The sequence below is a fragment of the Streptomyces griseoruber genome (assembly GCF_001514205.1).
In the GTDB taxonomy this organism is placed as follows: domain Bacteria; phylum Actinomycetota; class Actinomycetes; order Streptomycetales; family Streptomycetaceae; genus Streptomyces; species Streptomyces griseoruber.
This window is the reverse complement of sequence record NZ_KQ948763.1, coordinates 12,077-33,611: the sequence shown is the minus strand read 5'-3', so window position 1 is coordinate 33,611 and position 21,535 is coordinate 12,077. Positions and strand designations below refer to the sequence as shown.

General features: G+C 71.7%; 15 protein-coding genes. 2 read left to right on the top strand and 13 right to left on the bottom strand.

From position 1 onward, the window contains the following. Positions 1–13: 13 nt before the first annotated feature. The 6 genes from AQJ64_RS00130 to AQJ64_RS00105 form a co-directional block, all read right to left on the bottom strand. Entirely contained in the window at positions 14–1,606 is a 1,593-nt protein-coding gene (locus AQJ64_RS00130; protein ID WP_055637817.1) for a solute symporter family protein, read from the bottom strand. Further along, positions 1,603–2,172 carry a DUF485 domain-containing protein gene (locus tag AQJ64_RS00125; protein ID WP_055637826.1) on the bottom strand — a complete coding sequence of 190 codons (570 nt, stop codon included), beginning with the start codon at positions 2,170–2,172 and terminating at the stop codon, positions 1,603–1,605. The genes AQJ64_RS00130 and AQJ64_RS00125 overlap by 4 nt, the downstream gene beginning before the upstream one ends. 79 nt (positions 2,173–2,251) lie before the next feature. Continuing rightward, the gene (locus tag AQJ64_RS00120) at positions 2,252–2,935 is read right to left on the bottom strand and encodes a response regulator transcription factor (RefSeq protein ID WP_055637816.1); all 684 of its coding nucleotides are present in this window, start codon (positions 2,933–2,935) and stop codon (positions 2,252–2,254) included. Beyond that, positions 2,932–4,083 carry a sensor histidine kinase gene (locus AQJ64_RS00115; RefSeq protein WP_055637815.1) on the bottom strand — a complete coding sequence of 384 codons (1,152 nt, stop codon included), beginning with the start codon at positions 4,081–4,083 and terminating at the stop codon, positions 2,932–2,934. Before AQJ64_RS00115 ends, AQJ64_RS00120 begins: the two co-directional genes overlap by 4 nt. Beyond that, entirely contained in the window at positions 4,080–4,604 is a 525-nt protein-coding gene (locus AQJ64_RS00110; protein WP_055637814.1) for a DUF1453 family protein, read from the bottom strand. Before AQJ64_RS00110 ends, AQJ64_RS00115 begins: the two co-directional genes overlap by 4 nt. A 321-nt stretch (positions 4,605–4,925) precedes the next feature. Further along, entirely contained in the window at positions 4,926–7,049 is a 2,124-nt protein-coding gene (locus tag AQJ64_RS00105; protein WP_055637813.1) for a DNA gyrase/topoisomerase IV subunit B, read from the bottom strand. Between the two features lie 444 nt (positions 7,050–7,493). On the opposite strand from AQJ64_RS00105, the gene AQJ64_RS00100 reads away from it, so the two are divergent. Then, complete coding sequence (locus AQJ64_RS00100) at positions 7,494–7,724, top strand: DUF7455 domain-containing protein (RefSeq protein ID WP_030790025.1); 231 nt, start codon at positions 7,494–7,496, stop codon at positions 7,722–7,724. A 165-nt stretch (positions 7,725–7,889) separates the two neighbouring features. Here the strand turns inward: AQJ64_RS00100 and AQJ64_RS00095 are convergent, their stop codons facing one another. From AQJ64_RS00095 to AQJ64_RS00065, 7 genes are all read right to left on the bottom strand, one after another. Then, positions 7,890–8,744: a S1 family serine peptidase gene (locus AQJ64_RS00095; protein ID WP_055637812.1), complete on the bottom strand. Its 855-nt coding sequence runs from the start codon at positions 8,742–8,744 to the stop codon at positions 7,890–7,892. A gap of 176 nt (positions 8,745–8,920) precedes the next feature. After that, positions 8,921–10,468 carry an RNA polymerase sigma factor gene (locus AQJ64_RS00090; protein WP_055637825.1) on the bottom strand — a complete coding sequence of 516 codons (1,548 nt, stop codon included), beginning with the start codon at positions 10,466–10,468 and terminating at the stop codon, positions 8,921–8,923. A gap of 434 nt (positions 10,469–10,902) precedes the next feature. Next, positions 10,903–11,790 (bottom strand): FadR/GntR family transcriptional regulator, encoded by an 888-nt coding sequence (locus tag AQJ64_RS00085; protein ID WP_079061380.1) that lies wholly within the window; start codon positions 11,788–11,790, stop codon positions 10,903–10,905. 163 nt (positions 11,791–11,953) lie between these two features. Beyond that, complete coding sequence (locus AQJ64_RS00080; RefSeq protein ID WP_059202292.1) at positions 11,954–14,065, bottom strand: ABC transporter ATP-binding protein; 2,112 nt, start codon at positions 14,063–14,065, stop codon at positions 11,954–11,956. 143 nt (positions 14,066–14,208) lie between these two features. Next, the gene (locus AQJ64_RS00075) at positions 14,209–14,967 is read right to left on the bottom strand and encodes an NUDIX hydrolase (protein WP_055636011.1); all 759 of its coding nucleotides are present in this window, start codon (positions 14,965–14,967) and stop codon (positions 14,209–14,211) included. Between the two features lie 132 nt (positions 14,968–15,099). Continuing rightward, positions 15,100–17,025, bottom strand: a complete 1,926-nt coding sequence (locus AQJ64_RS00070) for a glycogen debranching N-terminal domain-containing protein (protein WP_055636012.1) — start codon at positions 17,023–17,025, stop codon at positions 15,100–15,102. A gap of 497 nt (positions 17,026–17,522) precedes the next feature. Beyond that, on the bottom strand, positions 17,523–19,160 hold the full coding sequence (locus tag AQJ64_RS00065) for a DUF4192 domain-containing protein (RefSeq protein ID WP_079061379.1): 1,638 nt from the start codon (positions 19,158–19,160) through the stop codon (positions 17,523–17,525). A gap of 131 nt (positions 19,161–19,291) precedes the next feature. Here AQJ64_RS00065 and AQJ64_RS00060 point away from each other — a divergent pair, with 131 nt between their 5' ends. Continuing rightward, positions 19,292–21,457, top strand: a complete 2,166-nt coding sequence (locus AQJ64_RS00060; RefSeq protein WP_055636191.1) for a RecQ family ATP-dependent DNA helicase — start codon at positions 19,292–19,294, stop codon at positions 21,455–21,457. Positions 21,458–21,535 lie beyond the last annotated feature (78 nt).

Sequence of the window (21,535 nt, the reverse complement as noted above, 5' to 3'; positions counted from 1 at the left end):
GAGCCGCCCCGGGTCAGACGGCGCCCGCCCCCGTCAGCGACCGGACCTCGGTCTCCGCGTGCTTGGCCTCGTCCGCGATCTCGGCCGAGGTGACCGTGCCGAGCCAGCCCGCGAGGAAGCCCAGCGGGATCGACACCACTCCGGGGTTCTGGAGCGGGAAGTACTGGAAGTCGACGCCGGGGAAGAGCGACTCGGGGCTGCCCGACACCACCGGTGAGAGCACCACCAGCACCAGCGCCGGCACCAGTCCGCCGTACACCGCCCACACCGCGCCCCGCGTGGTGAAACCGCGCCAGAACAGGGAGTACAGCAGTACCGGAAGATTCGCGGACGCCGCGACTGCGAACGCCAGCCCCACCAGGAAGGCGACGTTGAGATCACGGGCCAGCAGCCCCAGGGCGATCGCGATCACACCGATGCCGACGGCGGCGATCCGCGCCACCGCCACCTCGCTGCGGGCCTTCGCCCCGCTGGGGCGCAACGAGGCGTACAGGTCGTGCGCCACCGACGCCGAGGAGGCCAGCGTGATCCCGGCGACCACGGCGAGAATCGTCGCGAACGCGATCGCCGCCACGAACGCGAACAGAACCGTGCCGCCCGTCGAGTCGGCTCCGCCGCCCAGGTCGAGCGCCAGGAGCGGAACCGCGGTGTTCCCTGACACGTTCGAACCGCGCACCGTCTCCGGTCCGAGGATCGCCGCCGCCCCGAACCCGAGGACGATCGTCATCAGATAGAAGCCGCCGATGAGCCCGATCGCCCAGACCGTGGACCGCCGGGCGGCCCGCGCGGTCGGCACCGTGTAGAAACGCGACAGGATGTGCGGCAGCCCCGCCGTCCCCAGCACCAGCGCCAGCCCGAGGCTGATGAAGTCGAGGCGGGCGGTCCAGTCCCCGCCGTACTTCAGCCCGGGCGCGAGGAACGCGGCGCCGTGACCGCTGCGCTCGGCCGCCGTGAGCAGCAGTCGGTCGAAGTCCCCGTGGAATCGCACCAGCACGAGCACCGTGAGCGCGATCGTGCCGCAGAGCAGGAGCACCGCCTTCACGATCTGAATCCATGTGGTGGCCCGCATTCCTCCCAACGACACATAGATCACCATGAGCGCCCCGACCCCGATGACGGCCCACGCCTGGGCCGCCTCACCGGTGTTCCCCAGCAGCAGCGCGACCAGGCTGCCCGCGCCCACCATCTGCGCCACCAGATAGAGAACGGACACGGTGACCGAGGAGGTTCCCGCCGCGATCCGCACCGGCCGCTCGCTCATCCGGGCCGCGACGACATCGGCGAGCGTGAACCGTCCGCAGTTGCGCACCAGTTCGGCGACCAGGAACAGCACCACCAGCCAGGCCACGAGAAACCCGACCACGTACAGCAGTCCGTCGTAGCCGAAGAGCGCGATGAGCCCCGCGACACCGAGGAAGGAGGCAGCCGACATGTAGTCGCCCGCGATGGCAAAACCATTCTCCATCGGGGAGAACAACCGTCCTCCCGCGTAGAACTCCTCCTCCGACCCCTGCCGGTTGCGGCTCACCCAGGTCGTGATCCCCAGGGTGACCGCGACGAAGGCGCTGAACAGCGCCAACGCCAGTGTCTGATGGTGTCCGGTCACGACGCACCACTCCTCGCCCCGCGCGTCAGTTCCTGTGTGTCCCAGCGCAGTTCGAGCGCCGCACGGTCCCGGCGCAGCCGCGCGTGCCGCGCATAGGCCCAGGTGAGCAGGAACGTCGTGAGGAACTGACCGAGCCCCGCGATCAGCGCCACGTTCACGGCGCCCACCACCGGCCTGGCCATGAACCCCGGCGCGGCCGTCGCGGTCACGACATAGCCCACGTACCAGAGGAGGAACCCCGCGCACGCCGGGCCCACGAACCGCCGGTAGCGGCTGCGTACTTCCTGGAAGGCGGCACTGCGCTGCACCTCGAGATAGACCTGCGCCGCCGCCACGGCCCCGTCCTCCCGCTGCCTGCGGGCCGTCGGCACCTCGGCCCCGTGCGAGCCCGCCGGGGCCGTCGTGCCCTGTTCGCCCCAGCCCGACGCGAGCTCGTCGTACCAGGGGTCCTCGTAGCGCACCTCGCCCGGCGCCTCGACGAACTGCGGGCCCCGGCCGTGATGGTGCTCGCCGGATCTCTCAGAACCGTCCCCGCCGCCGCGGGCACGGCCATTGCTTGACTGCATGCCCAAGGATGGACAGAACGCGAAGACCCCCGGTTCTCCTTCCCCGCCTGCTTCACCCCATCAGGTGACGAAAGACCACTCATGCCGTCGGTGGCCGGACCAGCCCCTTTGCGTACGCGTAACGCACCGCCTGCGCACGGTCCTTGAGCCCTGTCTTGGTGAACAGGTTGTTGATGTGGGTCTTCACCGTCGCCGTGGACACCTGGAGTCGACGGGCGATCTCCTGGTTGCCGAGTCCCTCGGCGATCAGTGTCAGCACCTCCGTCTCCCGTGTGGTGAGCCCGTCCGGCGCAACGGCGGGCGCGACCGGTTCCGGCTCGGGTGCGGACAGCCGCTCCAGCAGCCGCCGCTGCACGCTCGGCGACAGCCCCGCGTCCCCGGACAGCACACTGTGCACGGCCCGCACGATCTCGTCCCCGCCGGCGTCCTTGGTGAGATATCCCCGCGCCCCGGCCTGCAGTGCCGGGAACAGGGACTCGTCGTCCGCGTACGTCGTGAGCACCACGACCTGCGTCCCGGGATGCTCGGCCCGGATCCGCCGGGTCGCCTCCACGCCGTCGCAGCGTGGCATCCGCAGATCCATCAGCACCACGTCCGGGGCGAGTTCGGCGACGAGCCGCACGGCCGCGTCCCCGTCCCCCGCGGCCCCCACCACCTCGACCCCGGGCAGCAGCCCGAGCAGCATCACGATGCCCTCCCGGACGACGGTCTGATCGTCCGCGACCACCACCCTGGCCGGCTTCCGCTCCGCCGTCTCCGTCATACCGGCACCCTCAGCGTCACCACGAACCCTTCCTCGTCCGGTCCGGCCTCCAGCGACCCGCCCAGCAGCTCGGCGCGCTCGCGCATCCCCAGCAGACCGTACCCGCCGCCGGCCTGGGCGAGTTCACCCGGCGAGCCTCCCGAGTCCCGCACGTCCAGGACCACTTCATGGGGTTCGTACTCCAGCCGCACGCTCACCTTGGCGCCCGGAGCATGCTTCCGGACGTTGGTCAGGGCCTCCTGGGCGACCCTGCGCACGGCCTGCGACGCCTCGGCCGGCAGTGCTCTGCGGTCACCCGCAACGGTGACCTCGGCACCGTCGGCCGCCCGGACGAGGTCGGTCAGGAAGTCCTCGATCGGCGTCAGATCGCCGCGCAGCGCGGACAGCGCGTGCCGGGTCTCGTCGAGGCCGTCGCGGGCCATCCCCCGGGCCGCCACCACCCGTTCGAGTATCTGCTCACGCTCCGCGCCTCTCTCGATCAGCAGCCGGGCGGCTTCCAGATGCACCAGTTGCGCCGAGAGGCTGTGGGCCAGCACATCATGGATCTCCCGGGCGATCCGGGCCCGCTCGGCGAGAGCGGCCGACTCCGCCTCCGCGGCCCGCGCGGCGCGCTCCTGAGCGAGCAGCCGCTGGGCGTTGCCGCGGGCCTCGGCGTCCAGGCGCAGTGTGTATCCCGCGAGGGCCATCCCGCCGACCGTCGCGGCCGTGGTCAGCCATACGTCGTCGTTGACCGCCGCGTACGAGGCGAGCGCGACCGAGGCGACGGGCAGTGCCACCGCCAGGGGCATCCGCTCCAGCACCGCGATACAGCAACCGCACCACACGACGAGGGCGGGTTCCCGGAATCCCACGGCCTGGGCCGCGACGGCGAGCCCCAGCAGGAGCAGGACCACGGCCAACGACGGCCAGAACCGGTGCTGGAGCGTGGTCCGCCAGAAACACCAGGCCAGCCCGCCGGTCACGAGGACTCCCACGGCTCCGGCCACGGCGACCCAGCCGTGCACGCGGCTGCCGTGGAAGGCGCCCCACAGGAGGATGCCGAGGAGCATCAGCCGCACCACCCACGCGAGCAGGCGCCGGGGAGTCGTCGTCCCCTGCCGGCTCAGCGCCTCACGAGAGGGCCAGCGCGTCCAGGCGTTCTCCGTCACACGTGCTCCTTCCACGTGGTCCGGACCGTCTGCTCACCGTACGCCGTGCTGTGCACAGGGCTCCGGTCCAGACGCTGCGCGCGCCAGATCAGAATTCCTGAGCGGACCAGCAGAGTGCTCGCCAGCGCCAGCAGCAGGGCCGAGCCGTCCTGGTGGACCCCGAACCGCGTGCCCAGGGCGAACAGTGCCACGCGCAGGCCTATGCCGAGGATCCAGACGCCCACGCTGGCCCGGGTGCTCTTGCTCCACACCGCGCCGCCGGCTTCCACCCAGATGCGGGTGGTCCACGCCCAGCCGGCTCCCGTGGCCAGGCCGACCATCAGTTCGGCGCCCAGGATCAGGGCCGACGCGAGGACGTGGCGGGCGTCGAGCAGGTGGGGCTCGCGCAGGGCTACGACGGCCAGGATCGCGGGGAGGAGCCACCATCGCCGGTCCGTGTCGACACGGCTTGCGCGGAACTGGCGCACGATCACCAGCGCGGCCACGGCCACGATCACCAGCGCGTCGATCAGCCCGGACATCACGGCCTCCGTGAGCGAGAAGGGATGCCGGCAGCGAGCACTGCCGACGCCTTCGACGCTACGGATTCGCGCAGGTCGGCGGATCGGAGCCAGGGTGGATCAGGGGTGGATCCCTGCAGCCGTGAAACTCCACCCCCGGGTGGAGGGCCCGGCGCGAGAGCAACGCGAGCGGGCCGGTGCCGGACCGTAGGCCGACGGGGGTTGATTCCCCCCGGGAATCCAACCCCCGTCGTGCCGATCGTCCAGCGGGCCGACGCCCCGGCGTCCACCGTGGCCAGCCCAAAGCCCGCTCCCGGTGCACGCCCGGGGCGGACCCGGCGGCTACGCGTCGATGCGTGACCGGTCGAGGGTCGCCGCCGAGCTGGAGATGAACTCCTTGCGCGGCGCGACGTCATTACCCATGAGCAGATCGAACACCTGCTCGGCAGCCTCCAGGTCGGAGAGGTTGATGCGGCGCAGGGTGCGGTGGCGAGGGTCCATCGTCGTCTCGGCCAGCTGGTCGGCGTCCATCTCACCGAGACCCTTGTAGCGCTGGATGGAGTCCTTGTAGCGGACGCCCTTGCTCTGGAACTCCATGAGCTTGTCGCGCAGCTCGCGGTCCGAATAGGTGTACACGTACTTGTCCTGGCCCCGCTTGGGCTGGACCAGCTCGATGCGGTGCAGCGGCGGCACCGCGGCGAACACCCGGCCGGCCTCGACCATGGGCCGCATGTAGCGGTGGAACAGCGTCAGCAGCAGGGTCCGGATGTGGGAGCCGTCCACATCGGCGTCGGTCATCATGATGATCTTGCCGTAGCGGGCGGCGTCGATGTCGAAGGTGCGCCCGGAGCCGGCCCCTATGACCTGGATGATCGCGCCGCACTCGGCGTTCTTGAGCATGTCGGTCACGGACGACTTCTGGACGTTGAGGATCTTGCCCCGGATCGGCAGCAGCGCCTGGAACTCGGAGTTCCGGGCCAGCTTGGCGGTGCCGAGCGCGGAGTCTCCCTCGACGATGAACAGCTCGCTGCGGTCGACGTCGTCGCTGCGGCAGTCGGCGAGCTTGGCGGGCAGCGAGGAGGATTCCAGGGCTGTCTTGCGGCGCTGTGCGTCCTTGTGCTGACGGGCCGCGATGCGGGTCCGGGCGGCGGCGACCGCCTTCTCCATGACGACGCGGGCCTGGGCCGCCGCGTCGCGCTTGGTGGAGGTCAGGAACGCCTTGAGCTCCTTGGAGATCACGGTGTTCACGATGCGCCGGGCCGCCGAGGTGCCGAGGACCTCCTTGGTCTGGCCCTCGAACTGGGGCTCGGCGAGGCGGACGGTGACGACCGCGGTCAGGCCCTCCAGGGCGTCGTCCTTGACGATGTCGTCCTCGGCGACGCGCAGCATCTTCTTGGCGCGCAGGACCTCGTTCATGGTGCTGGTGACGGCCGTCTCGAAGCCTGCGACGTGCGTGCCGCCCTTGGGGGTGGCGATGATGTTCACGAAGGACTTCAGGGTCGTGTCGTACCCCGTGCCCCATCGCATCGCGACATCCACCTCGAGCTCGCGGGTGACCTGCGTGGGGGTCATCTGCCCGTGCTCGTCCAGGACCGGGACGGTCTCCCTGAAGGTGCCCTGCCCGGTGAAGCGGAGGACGTCGCAGACGGCCCTGTCCGTGGCCAGGTACTCGCAGAACTCACTGATGCCGCCGTCGAAGCGGAAGGACTCCTCGCCCTTGCTGCCGCCCTCGCCGAGGCCGTACTCGTCGCGGACGACGATGGTCAGGCCGGGCACCAGGAACGCGGTCTGCCGGGCGCGCTGGTGGAGGTTCTCCAGGGAGAGCTTGGCGTCCTTGAGGAAGATCTGGCGGTCGGCCCAGTACCGCACGCGCGTGCCGGTACGGGCCCTGGCGATCTTCTTGGCCTTGCGCAGACCGCCCTGGGCCTCGAACTTCGCTTCGGGACCATCCGCGGCGAAGGCGCCCGGCACACCGCGCCGGAAGCTGATCGCGTGCGTGTGTCCGCTGCGGTCCACCTCCACGTCGAGGCGCGCCGAGAGGGCGTTGACGACGGAGGCGCCGACGCCGTGCAGACCGCCGGAGGCGGCGTAGGAGCCGCCGCCGAACTTGCCGCCGGCGTGCAGCTTGGTCATCACGACCTCGACGCCGGAGAGGCCGGTCTTGGGCTCGACGTCGACGGGGATGCCCCGGCCGTTGTCGCGCACCTCGACCGAGGCGTCGTCGTGGAGGATCACCTCGATGTGGTCGCAGTAGCCCCCGAGGGCTTCGTCCACGGAGTTGTCGATGATCTCCCACAGGCAGTGCATCAGACCACGGCTGTCGGTGGATCCGATGTACATGCCCGGGCGCTTCCGCACGGCCTCGAGGCCCTCGAGGACGAGCAGGTGCCGCGCGGTGTAGTTGGAACCGTCCCGGTCTGCTCCTGCCAGCAGCGCAGTGGACGGCACGGACGTTTCGGCGGTCACGCGGTTCGCTCCTCGCTGAATTTCAGGTGGGGCCCTTCTGGGTAAGGGCACGGCTTCGTTCGCCGCCAAGAGGGTACCGAGGCCTGGTAGAGCCGTTGTCACGCCACCCTCGTCTGAACTCAGACTAGTCCAGGGTCGTATGCGTGTTCGATCCCTCGTTGGAGTGAAGTACATATCACGTTCCCTTCGAGGCATGAACCATTTAGGCTCCGGGCACGTCCTCATGAACAAACCGGCAATCCAGCCGGGGAGGATCGAGACCATGACCGACAGCGCGAAACCGTAAGCACCACCGAGACGCAATACGGCACATTCGCCGCCAAACCGGCAGCAGACGGCCGCCTCGAAGATTTTTTTCGAGGAGAAGCCACGAGCGGGAACGTTTTGGGGCTGGTTGGATGTTGACCCTGGTACGACAGCTCGTCGAGCTAGAGAAGAGGCGACGTGACTACTGTTCTGACCCCCGCGAGCCCGCTGACGGCCGCTGACCGCTGCGACCGCTGCGGCGCCCAGGCGTACGTGCGCGTGGTCCTGCTCAGCGGCGGAGAACTGCTCTTCTGCGCCCACCACGGCCGCAAGTTCGAGCCGGAACTCAAGAAGATCGCCGCTGAAATACAGGACGAGACGGAGCGGCTGACGACCGTTCCCGCATCCGCCTCCGAAGAAGAGCGCTGATCCGACGCGTCCACGACGAGCCACCATCGGCACAGGCCGGCAGGCGGGCGGCGGTCCCTGGAAACAGGGGCCGCCGCCCGCTCTCATGGCTTCCTGGTCCGCCGACGGGCTTCCCGGGCGGCGCCGCGCCGCCCACGGAGGCCAGGAGAACCGACACAGGCGTCGTCAGGGGGTCTTTCCGGCCCCTTGCGGGGTCCTGCCCCGGCCCAGCGTCCGGACGATCTCGGAGACGCGGGTGTAGACCCCCGGACTCTCCGGCCTCCCGCAGCCGCTGCCCCACGACACGAGCCCGATCAGTCGGCCCTGTGCGATCAGCGGCCCGCCGCTGTCCCCCTGGCAGGCGTCCCGCCCGCCACGCTCGTCCCCGGCGCACACCATGCTCGCCGAGAGGTACTTGCCGTCGGCCGAGCCCGGGTACGCCCGCTCACAGAGCGCGTCGGCCAGCACATGGACATGGGCGGCCCGCAGCCGGCGCGGATACGCGCCGAACCCCGTCGTGTCGCCCCAGCCGGTGATCACGGCCTCCGTCCCGGGCCGGTACGCCGCGTCGCCCGGTCCGGCCAGACCGATGGCCGAAGTCCTGGGCAGGGGCTCGGCGAGGGTGAGCACGGCGAAGTCGCCGGCGTTGGTGCCGCTGTCGTAGGCCGGGTTGACCCAGGTCTCCCGGACGGCGATCTCCCGCCCCTCGTCCGTGTAGAGATCCGTACGGCCCGTGATGACCTTCAGATCGCGGGCCCGGTCCGGCGGCGCCCCCAGGACGTCCTCGGCCATGCAGTGGGCCGCCGTGAGCACCGTCGTGGGGTCCACCACGACACCGCCGCAGAACTGTCCCGACCTCATGCGTCCGAACCGGTCACGGCTGGACAGCGCGACCGTCCACGGGTTCTGGGCGGCTTCGACGGGGTATCCGCCCAGGACGACGTCGGAGGCCGCGGGGGCGGCGGACAGCAGCGGTATGGCCACCGCGGTGGCCGCCAGTGCCAATGGCCGGGCCAGTGCCCGGACAAAGCGACGACGCATGCACACTCCTCACTCCGAAGTGATCGATGAACACCCAGAGTGATCCAGTGCGCGACACCTCGCGACCGCGCGCCCACGCCGAAGGCCCCCGCTCATGTCGAAGGCCCGGCTCCCCGAGGGGAGACCGGGCCTCGGGCGCCGGACGGACACGAGCTGGGTCGTGCGACCGATCCGGTCTAGTCGAGGTAGTCGCGCAGGACCTGCGAGCGCGACGGGTGGCGCAGCTTCGACATGGTCTTGGACTCGATCTGGCGGATGCGCTCGCGCGTCACGCCGTACACCTTGCCGATCTCGTCGAGGGTCTTCGGCTGACCGTCGGTGAGACCGAAGCGCATCGAGACGACGCCCGCCTCGCGCTCGGACAGGGTGTCGAGGACCGAGTGCAGCTGCTCCTGGAGGAGCGTGAAGCTGACGGCGTCGGCCGGGACGACGGCCTCGGAGTCCTCGATGAGGTCACCGAACTCGCTGTCACCGTCCTCACCGAGCGGGGTGTGCAGCGAGATGGGCTCGCGGCCGTACTTCTGGACCTCGATGACCTTCTCCGGGGTCATGTCGAGTTCCTTGGCCAGCTCCTCCGGGGTGGGCTCGCGGCCCAGGTCCTGGAGCATCTGGCGCTGCACGCGCGCGAGCTTGTTGATGACCTCGACCATGTGCACCGGGATACGGATGGTGCGGGCCTGGTCGGCCATGGCGCGGGTGATCGCCTGACGGATCCACCAGGTGGCGTACGTGGAGAACTTGTAGCCCTTGGTGTAGTCGAACTTCTCGACCGCGCGGATCAGACCGAGGTTGCCCTCCTGGATGAGGTCCAGGAAGAGCATGCCGCGGCCGGTGTAGCGCTTGGCCAGGGAGACCACGAGGCGGAGGTTGGCCTCCAGGAGGTGGTTCTTGGCGCGGCGGCCGTCCTCGGCGATGATCTCCAGCTCGCGCTTGAGCTTCGGGGCCAGCTTGTCGGCGTTGGCCAGCTTGTCCTCGGCGAACAGACCGGCCTCGATGCGCTTGGCGAGCTCGACCTCCTGCTCGGCGTTGAGCAGCGGGACCTTGCCGATCTGCTTGAGGTAGTCCTTGACCGGGTCTGCGGTGGCACCGGCGGCCGCGACCTGCTGGGCGGGCGCGTCGTCCTCGTCCTCGTCGGAGAGCACGAAGCCGGCGCTCTCGGCGCCCTCGGGCTCGTCGCCGCCCTTGGGGGCGTCCTCGAGGACCTCGTCCTCGATGAGCTCGGCGTCGTCCTTCTTGGCGGTGGTCTTCTTCGCGGCCGCCGTCTTCTTGGTGGCCACGGTCTTCTTCACGGCCGCCGCCTTCTTGGCGGGCACGGCCTTCTTGGCAGCCGCCTTCTTGGCGGGGGCGGCTTCCTCTGCCGGGTCGTCCACAGCGGGTGCGGCCGGGGCAGCCGTGGTGGCGGTGGCCTTCCTCGTGGTCACCGTCTTCGCCGCGACCGTCTTGGTGGCGGTGCGCTTGGCCGGACTCTTCGCTGCGACGCTCTTTCGTGTGCGCTTGGGCTCCGCGGCACTGACCATCAGCGTCACACCCTCTTCCTCGAGGATCTGGTTGAGGCTGCGCAGTACGTTCTTCCACTGAGTGGCCGGAATCTGGTCAGCTTCGAAGGCCCGACGCACATCGTCGCCGGCGATCTGCCCCTCAGCCTTTCCCCGCTCAATGAGCGCCATGACAGAGACGGACTCGGCGATCTCCGGCGGGAGCGTACGGGATGTGCTGGCCGACACGAACAACCTCTCGGAACGTTGGAAAACGGCTTCCGGCCCCGTCCACGGCGGACAGGAGCCGACCACCGGCCTTGGGGGTGGACCGACGGTGCGGGCGGGGGGCCGGGAAGATGCACAGCGCCTTGAACGGCGTCCGTATTCCCTCCTCGGCTGTCACCTCTTAGGTCATCGCGTTGTTTCCACAAGCGTTACGCCCAATCTTCGTGGCCCGAGTCACACCGCGTAAGCGCTCAAAAGCGGCCAGACACGGGCAGAGGTGGTCACCCGTAGTACGTACCCAGGTTGCCGCGATCCACCCCGGTCCGTGTCACACCGTCGGACCCCGCGGCCCCTGAGCGGGGTTCTGCGGGGTCCGATCACCGAGGGCGGGGAGCCGGCCGAGGAGGGCGGAAAGGGGGAACGACATCCCCGGTCGCGCTTCCCGCGGCGGGCCGTCAGTGCTCGCGCGGCGCCGGCACGACGCGCTCCACCTCGGGGTGCACGGTGAGCAGCTGCCGCATGGCCGCCTCGGCCGCACCGCCGTCGGCCGCGGCCAGGGCGTCGACGATCCTGGCGTGGTGCGCGAGGGACGCCTCGGTCGGCCGGTCGCAGCCCGTGACCGGACCTCCGGACACCTGCAGGGCGGCCGAGACGATCCCCGAGAGGTGCTCCAGCATGCGGTTGCCGGCGACCTGGATGAGCAACGAGTGGAACTCGGTGTCGGCCCGGGAGTACGTGAGCGCGTCGCCCTGGCCCATGGCGTGTCCCATGATCTCGACCATGTCGCCCAGTCGCTGCTGGACGTCGTCCCGCCCGTGCCCCGCGGCGAGACGGGCGGCGAGCGGCTCGATCGTCCAGCGCAGCTCGCTCAGCTCGCGCCGCTGGTCGTCACGCTGCGGTCCGAAGGCCCGCCATTCGATGATGTCCGGGTCGAGCAGGTTCCAGTCGCTGACGGGACGCACGCGCGTGCCGACGTTCGGCCGGGCGCTGACCAGGCCCTTGGCCTCCAGCACGCGCAGCGACTCACGGACGACGGTTCGGGACACCTCGAAGCGCTGGCCGATCTCCTCGGGCACCAGCGGACGGTCTGCGCCGAGGTCACCCGAGACGATCATCTGGCCCAGCTGCTGGACGAGTTGGCCGTGCAGCCCGCGTCCGCGGCTGCCCGCGGTGCGCCGGCCCACGCGGCCCAGCTCGGGGTCCGCGCCCTCCCAGACGGGGGTTCCCACACGGTCGGCCACAGGAGCGTCGGCGTAGGGGTAGCGGTCGAGTTCGCCCGGGCCGGCCAGACCGGAGTCGGCGGAGCGGGCGGCGGTCATCATGGTGTGCGCAAGGGTACTCACGGATCCTTTGTCGGCTTCGCCTCCAACTCCCTTGAGGTCTTTGGTGAAAAGCACACGAAAGGGTGATCGCTCACTCCGTCGCAATTGACGCCTTATCGGAAAGAAACGGGCGTTCTCCGGGTAGTTGTGCACACGCCAGGACAGGATGGGTGCACAACAGTCGTCAGCGGACTCTGCTCCGCAGGTTCACCAGCACATACCCGCCCAGCAGTACGGCCAGCGACAACGCCATTGCCCCGCCCACGGGTTGGGCGATCACCCGCAGCGCGGCGAACAGATAGCGCTCTCCACCGAAGGGCCACTGGACGAGCAGTACCTCGCGCAACCGCAACGAGAAGCCGGCCGCGGTCCGCACGGATGCGTGCTCGGCGGCCCTTTGCGCGACGGGCACCACGGCGACCGGTACGGCCAGCACGGCCGCGAGTCCGGCCGTGGTCGACCGGAAGACACCGGCCGCGAGAACGCCGGCCCAGGCGCACCCGACCACGAGAGCGAGCCAACTCGCGCTCAGCGAAGCCCACTCCGCGGGAACCCTCGCGAGCTCCCGGCCGTAGAGGAGATAGAGCATTTCGGCGTCGCAGCCCACGGTGAGGAAGGCCAGCATCAGCGCGGTGAGCCCGGCGACGAGAAGCTTGGCGCCGAGCAGCCCGAGCCTGCGGGGCACGGTGCCGCGGTCCGCGGCCAGGGCGGGGTGGCGGAACTCGTCCCCGAAGGCGAGCGCACCGAGCAGTCCCGCGCCGAGCGCCGCCGGCGGCAGCGGCAGCTCCACGGGCCACGCGGCGAGCAGCCGCGCCTGCGACGTGTGTCCCGCACGCGCCAGGAGTACGGCGATGACGGCCGAGGAGAGGAGCACGGCAGCGCCGGTCAGGAAGCCGGTGCCGATTCCGGCGGCACGGCGGAGTTCGTAGCGGAGGGGGCGCAGGGGGCTGGGGGCGGAGCGGACGGAGATCGGGGGCGGCAGGGCCGACACGGAGTCGAGGTTCCCCGGCATGGTGGCGAAGCGTGACGTCCGGGAGGCGGAGCGGGCTCGGCGCCTGCCTCGCAGGGTGCGGCCGGACTTCTTCGGCGACCGGGGACCGTCCCTGTCGGGGTCGGCGGCCGGCTCGGGGAAGGTCAGTTGCTCGGCGACCGCCAGCGGCAGGGGCAGGAGCTCCGGCTTGCCGGCGACTTCGGAAGCCGTGGCGCCGCCCGGGTCCGGGCCCGGGGCCGGGTCGGCGGCGGGCGCCGGCATCGCCTCGAACACCGATGCGTCATCGGAAGGCAACGCACCCTCCGGTTCACCGTCCTCCGTCTCTGCGCCGCTCTCCGCCCCTAGGCCACTCCCCGCGCGTACGACACTCTCCGCCCGTACGACACCGGAACCCCCTGAACCGGAGGGACGCGGCTCGGGAACGGCGCCCGGGCCCATGTCTCCGGTCTCGTCGGCGAGTTGGTGGACGAGAATGCCGTGCCGGAACGCCGCCTCGCCGACCTCGGCGCATGTACTGCCGTACACGCAGAGCCGGTTGCCGTCCTCCTGGACGACCTCGACGGAGCGATGCCCGGTGCGCGCTTCCTTGGTGAGCAGGGCGGCCAGGCGGGCGGCATGCGGGCTGCGGACGGCCACGCGGGGGCGCAGGCGGGTGCGGGCGAAGTCGCCGACCTCCTGGTCGGCAACGAGTCTGCCCTGTTCGAGGGTGACGACCCGGTCTGCCGTGCGGACGGCCTCCTTGGGGTCGGCCGTGGTCATCAGCACCGTGCCGCCGTGGGCCGCGTGCGCACGCACCATGCCGTGCAGCCAACGGTCTTCGCGGCCGGAGAGTCCCTCGGCCGGTTCGTCGAGCACGAGAGTGTGCGGGTCCGCGAGGAGGGCGCAGGCGAGCCCCAGCCGCCGGTCCATGCCCCGGGAGAGGGTGCCGAGGCGCTCGTCCCGCAGGCTGATCAGTCCGACCACCTCCAGCACTTCGTCGGCGCGGCGGACCGGAACCCCGGCGGCCGCGCAGAGCATCCGCAGATGACCGCGGACGGTACGGGCCGGGTGCCCCGGCACGTCTCCGAGCAGGACCCCGACCTCGCGTGAGGGGTGGGGGATGCGGTGCAGGGGGCGACCTCTGAAGTAGGTCAGACCACGGCCCTGTTGGAGTTCGAGCATGAGTCTGAGCGCCGTGCTTTTTCCCGCGCCCGGCGCCCCGAGCAGCACGGTGACGCGGCCCGCACCTGCCTCGAAGGAGACGTCGTCGACGGCGGCTGGAAGCTCCTTGCGGGAGTCACTGGTCAATCCGAAGGCCTGGATCACCTTTAGCAAGATAGCGCGCCATATGCGGTTTTTCCGGACACAGCATGGCCGACGGGGCGGGCCATGTGGACGCGTGCGACCCGCCGCTTCTCAGCCTTGGAACCGACTCCCGTGGGCGGGTGAGCAGTTGCGGTGGCTTGGCGTCACACTTCGGGGCGCAGCATCGGCGGATTGAGCAGCGTCGCGCCCCCGGCGCGGAAGAGCTGGGCGGGGCGTCCGCCCTGGCGTGTGGTGGTGCCTCCGGTGGGGACCAGGAAGCCGGGGGTGCCGGTGACCTTGCGGTGGAAGTTGCGTGGATCGAGGGCCACGCCCCAGACCGCCTCGTAGACCCGGCGCAGCTCCCCGACCGTGAACTCGGTGGGGCAGAACGCGGTCGCCAGCGAGGAGTACTCGATCTTGGAGCGGGCGCGCTCCACCCCGTCCGCGAGGATGCGGGCGTGATCGAAGGCGAGGGGCGCGACGGGTTCGCCGTCGCGGCCGTAACCGCCCTGCTGCAGCAGCTCCTCGACCGGCGCCCAGCGCGCGTTGCTGGCGTCGCCGCCGGCCCGCGGGGCGGGCAGGTCGGGGGCGAGCGCCAGGTGGGCGACGCTGACGACACGCATCCTGGGGTCCCGGCCGGGGTCGCCGTAGGTGGCGAGCTGTTCCAGGTGGGCGCCGTTGTCCTGGGCCGGGGCGTCGGGGTCGTGGGCCAGCAGCCCGGTCTCCTCCGCCAGCTCCCGCGCCGCCGCCTGGGTGAGGTCCTCGTCGGCCCGCACGAAGCCGCCCGGGAGCGCCCATCTGCCCTGGAACGGAGCCTCTCCGCGGCGCACCGCCAGTGCGCACAGGGCATGGCGGCGCACGGTCAGTACGACCAGGTCCACTGTGACGGCAAAGGGCGGAAAGGCTGACGGGTCGTAGGGCATGCGGCGATCATAGTCGTCTTCCTGACGATAAACACACCCTTCGCCGGACGCTTCGACGGCTGATCCACTTCGGTACGGCATCGCGGTCACCCGGTCGGCTCCGGGTCCCGTCCTGTTCCTCGTCATCCCAGGTCACACCCCCAATTGCAGTCCTTCGGCCGCTTCCTCGACCATGGCGAGACCGAGTCGGCCGACCCGTACGGAGAAGGGCTCGCCCGCGACCCTCAGTCCGGTCAGGCCGATCTCGCCCAGGGGCGCGCCGCGCTGGGGACGCAGGGTGATCGTCCCGGCGGGTGCGTCGGGCCGGATGCCGGCCGCGGTGGTCAGCAACAGGATCCCGGCGGCGGCCGAGGTGGCGGCCGGGCGGCAGGCGGCCGGGTGGGGCACAGGGGCGCTTCCCTCGGTGCGCTGCTCCCCGGCGTACATCTCCGGGAGGCGGTACCCGAAGGCCTCGGCCGCCGCCAGTGCCCCGCCCAGCAGCCCGCCGGCCTCCTTCTCGTAGCCCGCGGCGGCCAGACCGGCGACGGCGATCGCCGTCTCGTGGACCCGTACGGCACCGCCGCGATGGCCGAACGGGTTGTGGCCCGCCTCCTTGGCGCTCATGCCCCGCAGGCCCCAGCCCGAGTCCATCGCGGGGCTGCCGAGCAGCCGGGCCAGACTCTCGGTCTGCACCTTGTCGAGCAGTCCGGGGGCCATGACACCGCCTCCGAGCAGGCCGGTGTCCAGGAGGTGGACCGCCGTGGCGCCCAGGTGGGGCACGGGCCGCCCGTCCGGGGTGAGCGCGGCCGGGGGCCTGCCTCCGGCTCGGTCGTCGAGCCAGAAGTCCCGCCGGAAGACGGCCCGCAGTCTCCGCGCCCACTCCCGCAGCCAGCCGGCGTCGGCGCTCGCCCTGCCGCAGGTGTCGAGCAGGTCGGCGCCGAGCAGGGCCGCCCGATGGGCGTGCGCCTGGGTCTCGCAGCGGACGGGCCCGCCGGGCTGGGGGTCGCGCAGATACGTCCCCTCCCCCACTGTGGTCCGCAGCCAGGCCAGGCAGCGCTCGGCGGTCGGCAGCAGTTCCTCCGTGTCCTGATCGGGCAGCCCCCAGCGGCGGGCCTCGGCGAGGAGCACCGGGAAGAGCAGGGTGGCCTCGGTGCCGGTGCAGCTCGGCGGCAGATGGCCGCCCGCGTCCCGCCGCGGACCGGGGATCATGCCGTGGCGCGGTCCCTGTTGTGCGATCTGGGTGCGCGCGAGGGTGCGCAAGGTGCCCGCGGTGAGCCGGGTCCCGAGAGGCAGGGTCATACGGGCTGCGGCGAGCGCCTCGGCCGGGGCCAGACCGCAGCGCCACGGCGCCCCCGCGGCGAGATGGGTGTCCGCGGGGTGGGCGGGGTCGCGCACCAGCAGAGCCTGGAGATCCTCGACGCTCGTGGCCATGAGCGCCGCCACGCGCGGGTCGTCCCCGGTCGCACGGGCGGGCGACAGGGGGCTCGTGGCCACGCGGCCGACGGCCCGGACCGGGCCCGCGCCTTCCGGGCGGACCTTCAGTTCCACGCGGACGCTGCCGCCTGGGGGCAGGTCGAAGTCCCAGCGCAGCAGTCCCGCGGCGGCGATCACGTCGGCCGGTGGCGGGTCGGCGGTGACGCTCGAGGTGCCCGCGGGGGATGACCAGCACAAGCCGGAGTCACGGACGTGGGCGGGAAGTTCCGGGCCCACGGCGCCGGCCGCGATCGCCCCGATGTCGGCGAGGTCCGTGCCCAGCGCCACCTCGACCGGCAGGCGCAGGTGCCGTGTGGCGGCGCTGCGCAGCGTGATCAGTTCCGTGCCGTCCGCGCAGCGGCTCCGCTCGACGACGACGTCCGGATCGGGACCGCCGTGCGGCGTGACGCGCAACGTGGCCGTGAAGTACGCCCGGTCGGCCGAGGTCATCCGCGCCTGCACCCCGAGCGGTTCACGGCCGGCCACCCGCACCTGGCAGCGCGACAGGATGCGTCTGCCGGCCCGGTAGAAGCCTTCCAGACCGCGACCGGTCAGCTGTCCCTGTTCGGTGGAGACGGCGAGGCCCGGCAGGGCGACGCAGATCATCGCGGTGTGGGTGGGCGGCAGATCTCCGGAGCGCCGCGATGCGGGGGGAGGCGTGGCAGGTGCCACACCCCCACCTCCCGGCGGACGAGCAGACGGGCCGCGAGCGGCGCCGATGGGCGGGAGGGCTGCCATGTCGGCGGACCTGCCAGGGGTGTTCTGGCCCTGGCCGGTGAAGGCGCCCGCGGTGTCCTCCGCCCGACGAGCAGGCGAGGTGTGTCGAGCGGCGGAGGGCGGAGTCGGCTGGTGCATGGGGTGGCTTCTTCTGCTCTCTGTGCGCCTCGGGCAGGGGCGTGGCCGGTGACGGACTCCGGCGATGCGGGTGCGCGGTGGCGGTTCCTTCGTGTGCGGGTCTACCGCCACTCAGGTGAACGGGGCGGGACTCTCCCAGGTCACGGCCTTGGCGAACGGACCCCACCGATCGGCGGTGGGGTCCCGGGCGTCGGCTCGCCGCGGGGGGAGGCGGGAGGGGCCGCCGCCGTCAACGCCTCCACGCCGGTTCACTCCTCGCCCTTGGTGCCGTCCCCGTCGGCCCGCACGCCTTCGGGGCAGGTTCCTCGGCGCCGAGCGGATGGCTTCCCGGCGGCGCGGGGGCGTGAGCCGCCCCTGTTCCCGGGGGCAGGACGCGTCGAGGGCGTACGGGAACGGCCGACGCTCGCGCCTGGCCCGCGCCGCGTCCGTGCGGTCTGCGACGCGCCGTTCTCGTCCCTGAAGGCGGCCAGGTCGTCCGCCGCGCGTGTCCGTGGGCCGCGGGCCTGACGCCCCTCGCGCTCCGAGCGCAGACAACGGCGTACCGATTCCGGGTCGAGCCCCTCGTTGCAGGCCTGGTGCAACAGACGGGCGAAGAGGTAGTCGGGGTCCGCGCCCAGGGCCATGGCGAGGGCCTCGCGGGCCTCGAGCTCGTCGCCGCCGGACCAGGCGACCCAGCCGGCGAGGGTGAGCGGTGCCGCGGCGTGTTCGCCGTAGGGACCGACGCAGCGGCGGGCCAGCGCCCGCCACAGGCGCAGGGCGGGCGGCGCCTCGTCTCCCTCCATCCATTCCGCCGCCCGGTCGCGTGTCACCCGGTCCTGGAGGCCGAGAATCAGGGCGGCGGCTTCGTCGCAGCCGAGCAGTTCGTCGTCCCTGCGGTCCGCCTCGGCGTTGCCCAGCACGACGCGCGCTTCGGCGAAGCGCCTGATGAGCCGTCCGGCCCGTTCGATCGTCTCCTCGGCGACCACCGCCCGGCCCGTGTCGTCGAGCATCCTCGTGACCAGCGCGCTGTTCGCCGTGTCCAGAGCGACTTCCTGCTCCAGCGCGACTCCCGTCTCCAGGGGCAGCAGCCGGGCGCGCAGCTCGCGCAGGGTGCCCCGGACCTGGATTCCTGCGTAGGTCGCGGCCGCGGCCAGCACGGAGGTGCCGGGCAGGCCCATGGGGGTCCCCTCGACCGGGCAGCAGCCCTCGCGCGGGCAGCAGTAGGACCAGAATCGGCCGTCGGAGATGCAGAGCGCCTCGATGACCGGGGCGTCGAGCTTTCCGCAGGCGACACGCAGGGCGCGGGCCAGGGGCATCAGCCGCGCCATGACCTCGCGGCCCGTCTCGCCCTTCGCCGGGTCCTGGCAGAGGTAGGCGACCATCTGTGCCGGGCGGGCGCCTCGCCGCTCGCTTCCCTTCACCAGCCCCTCCGCGAGCTGGCGGGCGGCGGCGGGCCAGTCGCCGGGGTGGGCGGGGATGCCGAGCCTGGCCCGGCCGCCGAACCGGCCCCGGCCGGCCCGGTCGCTGAGGGCGACCAGCACGATGCTGTCCTCCGGCCGGTATCCGAGCAGGTAGGGCAGGGCGTCGGCGAGTTCGCCCGGGGTGCGCAGGGTGACCTGGTGGGCGGCGGGCTCACCTGCGTAGGGGGTGCTCACGTCGTAGGGGGTGTGGCTGATGTATGCCAGGGGGCCGTCGTACGGGCGCTCGCCGTCGTCGTACGGCTGCTCGCCGCCCTCGGCGGACGCGTCACCGTACGTGGCCGTATCGCCGTGGCCAGGGGCGTCACCGTGGGTGGAGGCCTCGCCGGGAGTGGGTCGGCCGGCGTGGGACACGGGCCGGTCGAGCCCGTCGCATCCGGAAATGTCACCGTCTTCGAAGGAGCCGGTCGTTTCGCTGTGGTTCGTCATGCGCCGACGATCTCGCGGATTGCGATCCTCCGCTTCGACCTGTGGATAAGTCCGATCAGGTACACATCAATCGGGTGTTTCGGGCACCGCCCGGGCCCGGTCTGTCAGAGCCGTCCTGTTGTATGGGAGGCATGGAGCACACGAGCAACGCGGATCTCCGGGCGGACGCCGACGCCGTTCTCGCCCGCCTCGTCGGCGACGCCACGGGCGCGGCCAGGCTGCGCGAGGACCAGTGGCGGGCCATCGAGGCGCTGGTCGCCGACCGGCGGCGGGCCCTGGTGGTGCAGCGGACGGGATGGGGGAAGTCCGCGGTCTACTTCGTGGCGACCTCACTGCTGCGCGCCCGTGGCTCCGGCCCCACCGTGATCGTCTCGCCGCTGCTCGCCCTGATGCGCAACCAGGTCGAGGCCGCGGCCAGGGCCGGTATCCACGCACGGACCATCAACTCCTCGAACACGGAGGAGTGGGAGACCGTCCAGGCCGAGATCGCCTCGGGCGAGGTCGATGTCCTGCTGGTCAGTCCGGAGCGGCTCAACAACCCGGACTTCCGCGACCAGGTGCTGCCCGAACTGGCGGCCGCGACCGGACTGCTCGTGGTGGACGAGGCGCACTGCATCTCCGACTGGGGGCACGACTTCCGGCCGGACTACCGCCGGCTGCGGACGATGCTCACCGATCTCCCTCCCGGGGTGCCGGTGCTCGCGACGACCGCGACGGCCAACGCGCGCGTGACCGCCGACGTCGCCGAACAGCTGGGAACGGGCGGTTCGTCGGACGCCCTGGTGCTGCGCGGCCCGCTGGACCGCGAGAGCCTCAGCCTGAGCGTGCTGCGCCTCCCCGACGCCGCACACCGGATGGCCTGGCTCGCCGACCATCTCGACGAACTGCCGGGCTCCGGAATCATCTACACGCTCACCGTGGCCGCCGCCGAGGAGGTCACCGCCTTCCTGCGGCAGCGCGGGCACGTCGTCGCCTCGTACACGGGCCGGACGGAGAACGCCGACCGGCAACAGGCCGAGGAGGACCTGCTGGCCAACAAGGTCAAGGCCCTGGTCGCCACGTCCGCGCTCGGAATGGGCTTCGACAAGCCCGACCTGGGCTTCGTCGTGCACCTCGGCTCGCCCTCCTCACCCATCGCCTACTACCAGCAGGTGGGCCGCGCCGGCCGTGGCGTCGAGCACGCCGAGGTGCTCCTGCTGCCGGGCAAGGAGGACGAGGCGATCTGGGAGTACTTCGCCTCGCTGGCCTTCCCGTCCGAGGAACTGGTGCGCCGCACGCTGGACGTCCTCGCGCGCGCGGAGCGGCCCCTGTCGCTGCCCGCGCTGGAGCCGCTGGTCGAGCTGCGCCGCTCACGGCTGGAGATCATGCTCAAGGTGCTGGACGTGGACGGCGCGGTGAAGCGGGTCAAGGGCGGCTGGACGGCGACCGGCCGCCCGTGGACGTACGAGACCGAGCGGTACGAGTGGGTCGCGCGGCAGCGCAGGGCCGAACAGGAGGCGATGCGCGGGTACGCGTCGACGACCGATTGCCGGATGGAGTTCCTCCAGCGTCAGCTCGACGACGAGGACGCCAAGCCGTGCGGACGGTGCGACAACTGCGCGGGGGCTCGCTACGCCGCGGAGACGTCCACGGCCGCCCTGGACGCCGCGCGCGTGGATCTGGGGCGGGCGGGGGTCGAGGTCGAGCCGCGCCGGATGTGGCCGACCGGCCTTCCCTCGATCGGCATGGATCTCAAGGGGCGCATTCCGGCCGGAGAACAGGCGCAGCCGGGACGCGCTCTGGGCCGCCTCTCGGACATCGGCTGGGGCAATAGGCTCCGTCCGCTGCTCGCCGCGCAGGCACCTGACGGCCCGGTACCGGACGATGTGGCCACGGCGGTGGTGGGCGTACTGGCCGACTGGGCGAAAGGGCCCGGCGGTTGGGCTTCGGGAGCCTCCGACGCCGTTGCGCGCCCGGTCGGCGTGGTCACCGTCGCCTCCCGCACGCGGCCGCGGCTGATCCGGTCGCTGGGTGCGCGGATCGCCGAGGTCGGGCGGCTGCCCCTGCTGGGAGCGGTGGAGTACGCGGCCGACGCGGCACCGGTCTCACGCAGCAACAGCGCCCAACGCCTGAAGGCCCTCCACGGTCTGTTGGAGGTGCCGCCCGCCCTCGCTTCGGCGCTGGCCGAGGCCCGGGGGCCGGTTCTGCTCGTGGACGACTTCACCGAGACCGGGTGGACCCTGGCGGTCGCGGCGCGCATGTTGCGGCGCTCTGGCGCCCAAGGGGTGTTGCCTCTGGTGCTGGCTGTACAAGGTTGATCACGCACCGGGTGCGGAAGGGATGTGTACAGCCGTCCCCCGCGTCCGCCCATGAATCACTGGGTAGGGATATAAGAC

Coding starts and splice junctions, on each gene's coding strand:
- AQJ64_RS00065 (WP_079061379.1), bottom strand. CDS start 19,160: ATGACGAACCACAGCGAAACGACCGGCTCCTTCGAAGACGGTGACATT.
- AQJ64_RS00060 (WP_055636191.1), top strand. CDS start 19,292: ATGGAGCACACGAGCAACGCGGATCTCCGGGCGGACGCCGACGCCGTT.
- AQJ64_RS00075 (WP_055636011.1), bottom strand. CDS start 14,967: ATGCCCTACGACCCGTCAGCCTTTCCGCCCTTTGCCGTCACAGTGGAC.
- AQJ64_RS00125 (WP_055637826.1), bottom strand. CDS start 2,172: ATGCAGTCAAGCAATGGCCGTGCCCGCGGCGGCGGGGACGGTTCTGAG.
- AQJ64_RS00110 (WP_055637814.1), bottom strand. CDS start 4,604: ATGTCCGGGCTGATCGACGCGCTGGTGATCGTGGCCGTGGCCGCGCTG.
- AQJ64_RS00070 (WP_055636012.1), bottom strand. CDS start 17,025: ATGATCTGCGTCGCCCTGCCGGGCCTCGCCGTCTCCACCGAACAGGGA.
- AQJ64_RS00095 (WP_055637812.1), bottom strand. CDS start 8,744: ATGCGTCGTCGCTTTGTCCGGGCACTGGCCCGGCCATTGGCACTGGCG.
- AQJ64_RS00120 (WP_055637816.1), bottom strand. CDS start 2,935: ATGACGGAGACGGCGGAGCGGAAGCCGGCCAGGGTGGTGGTCGCGGAC.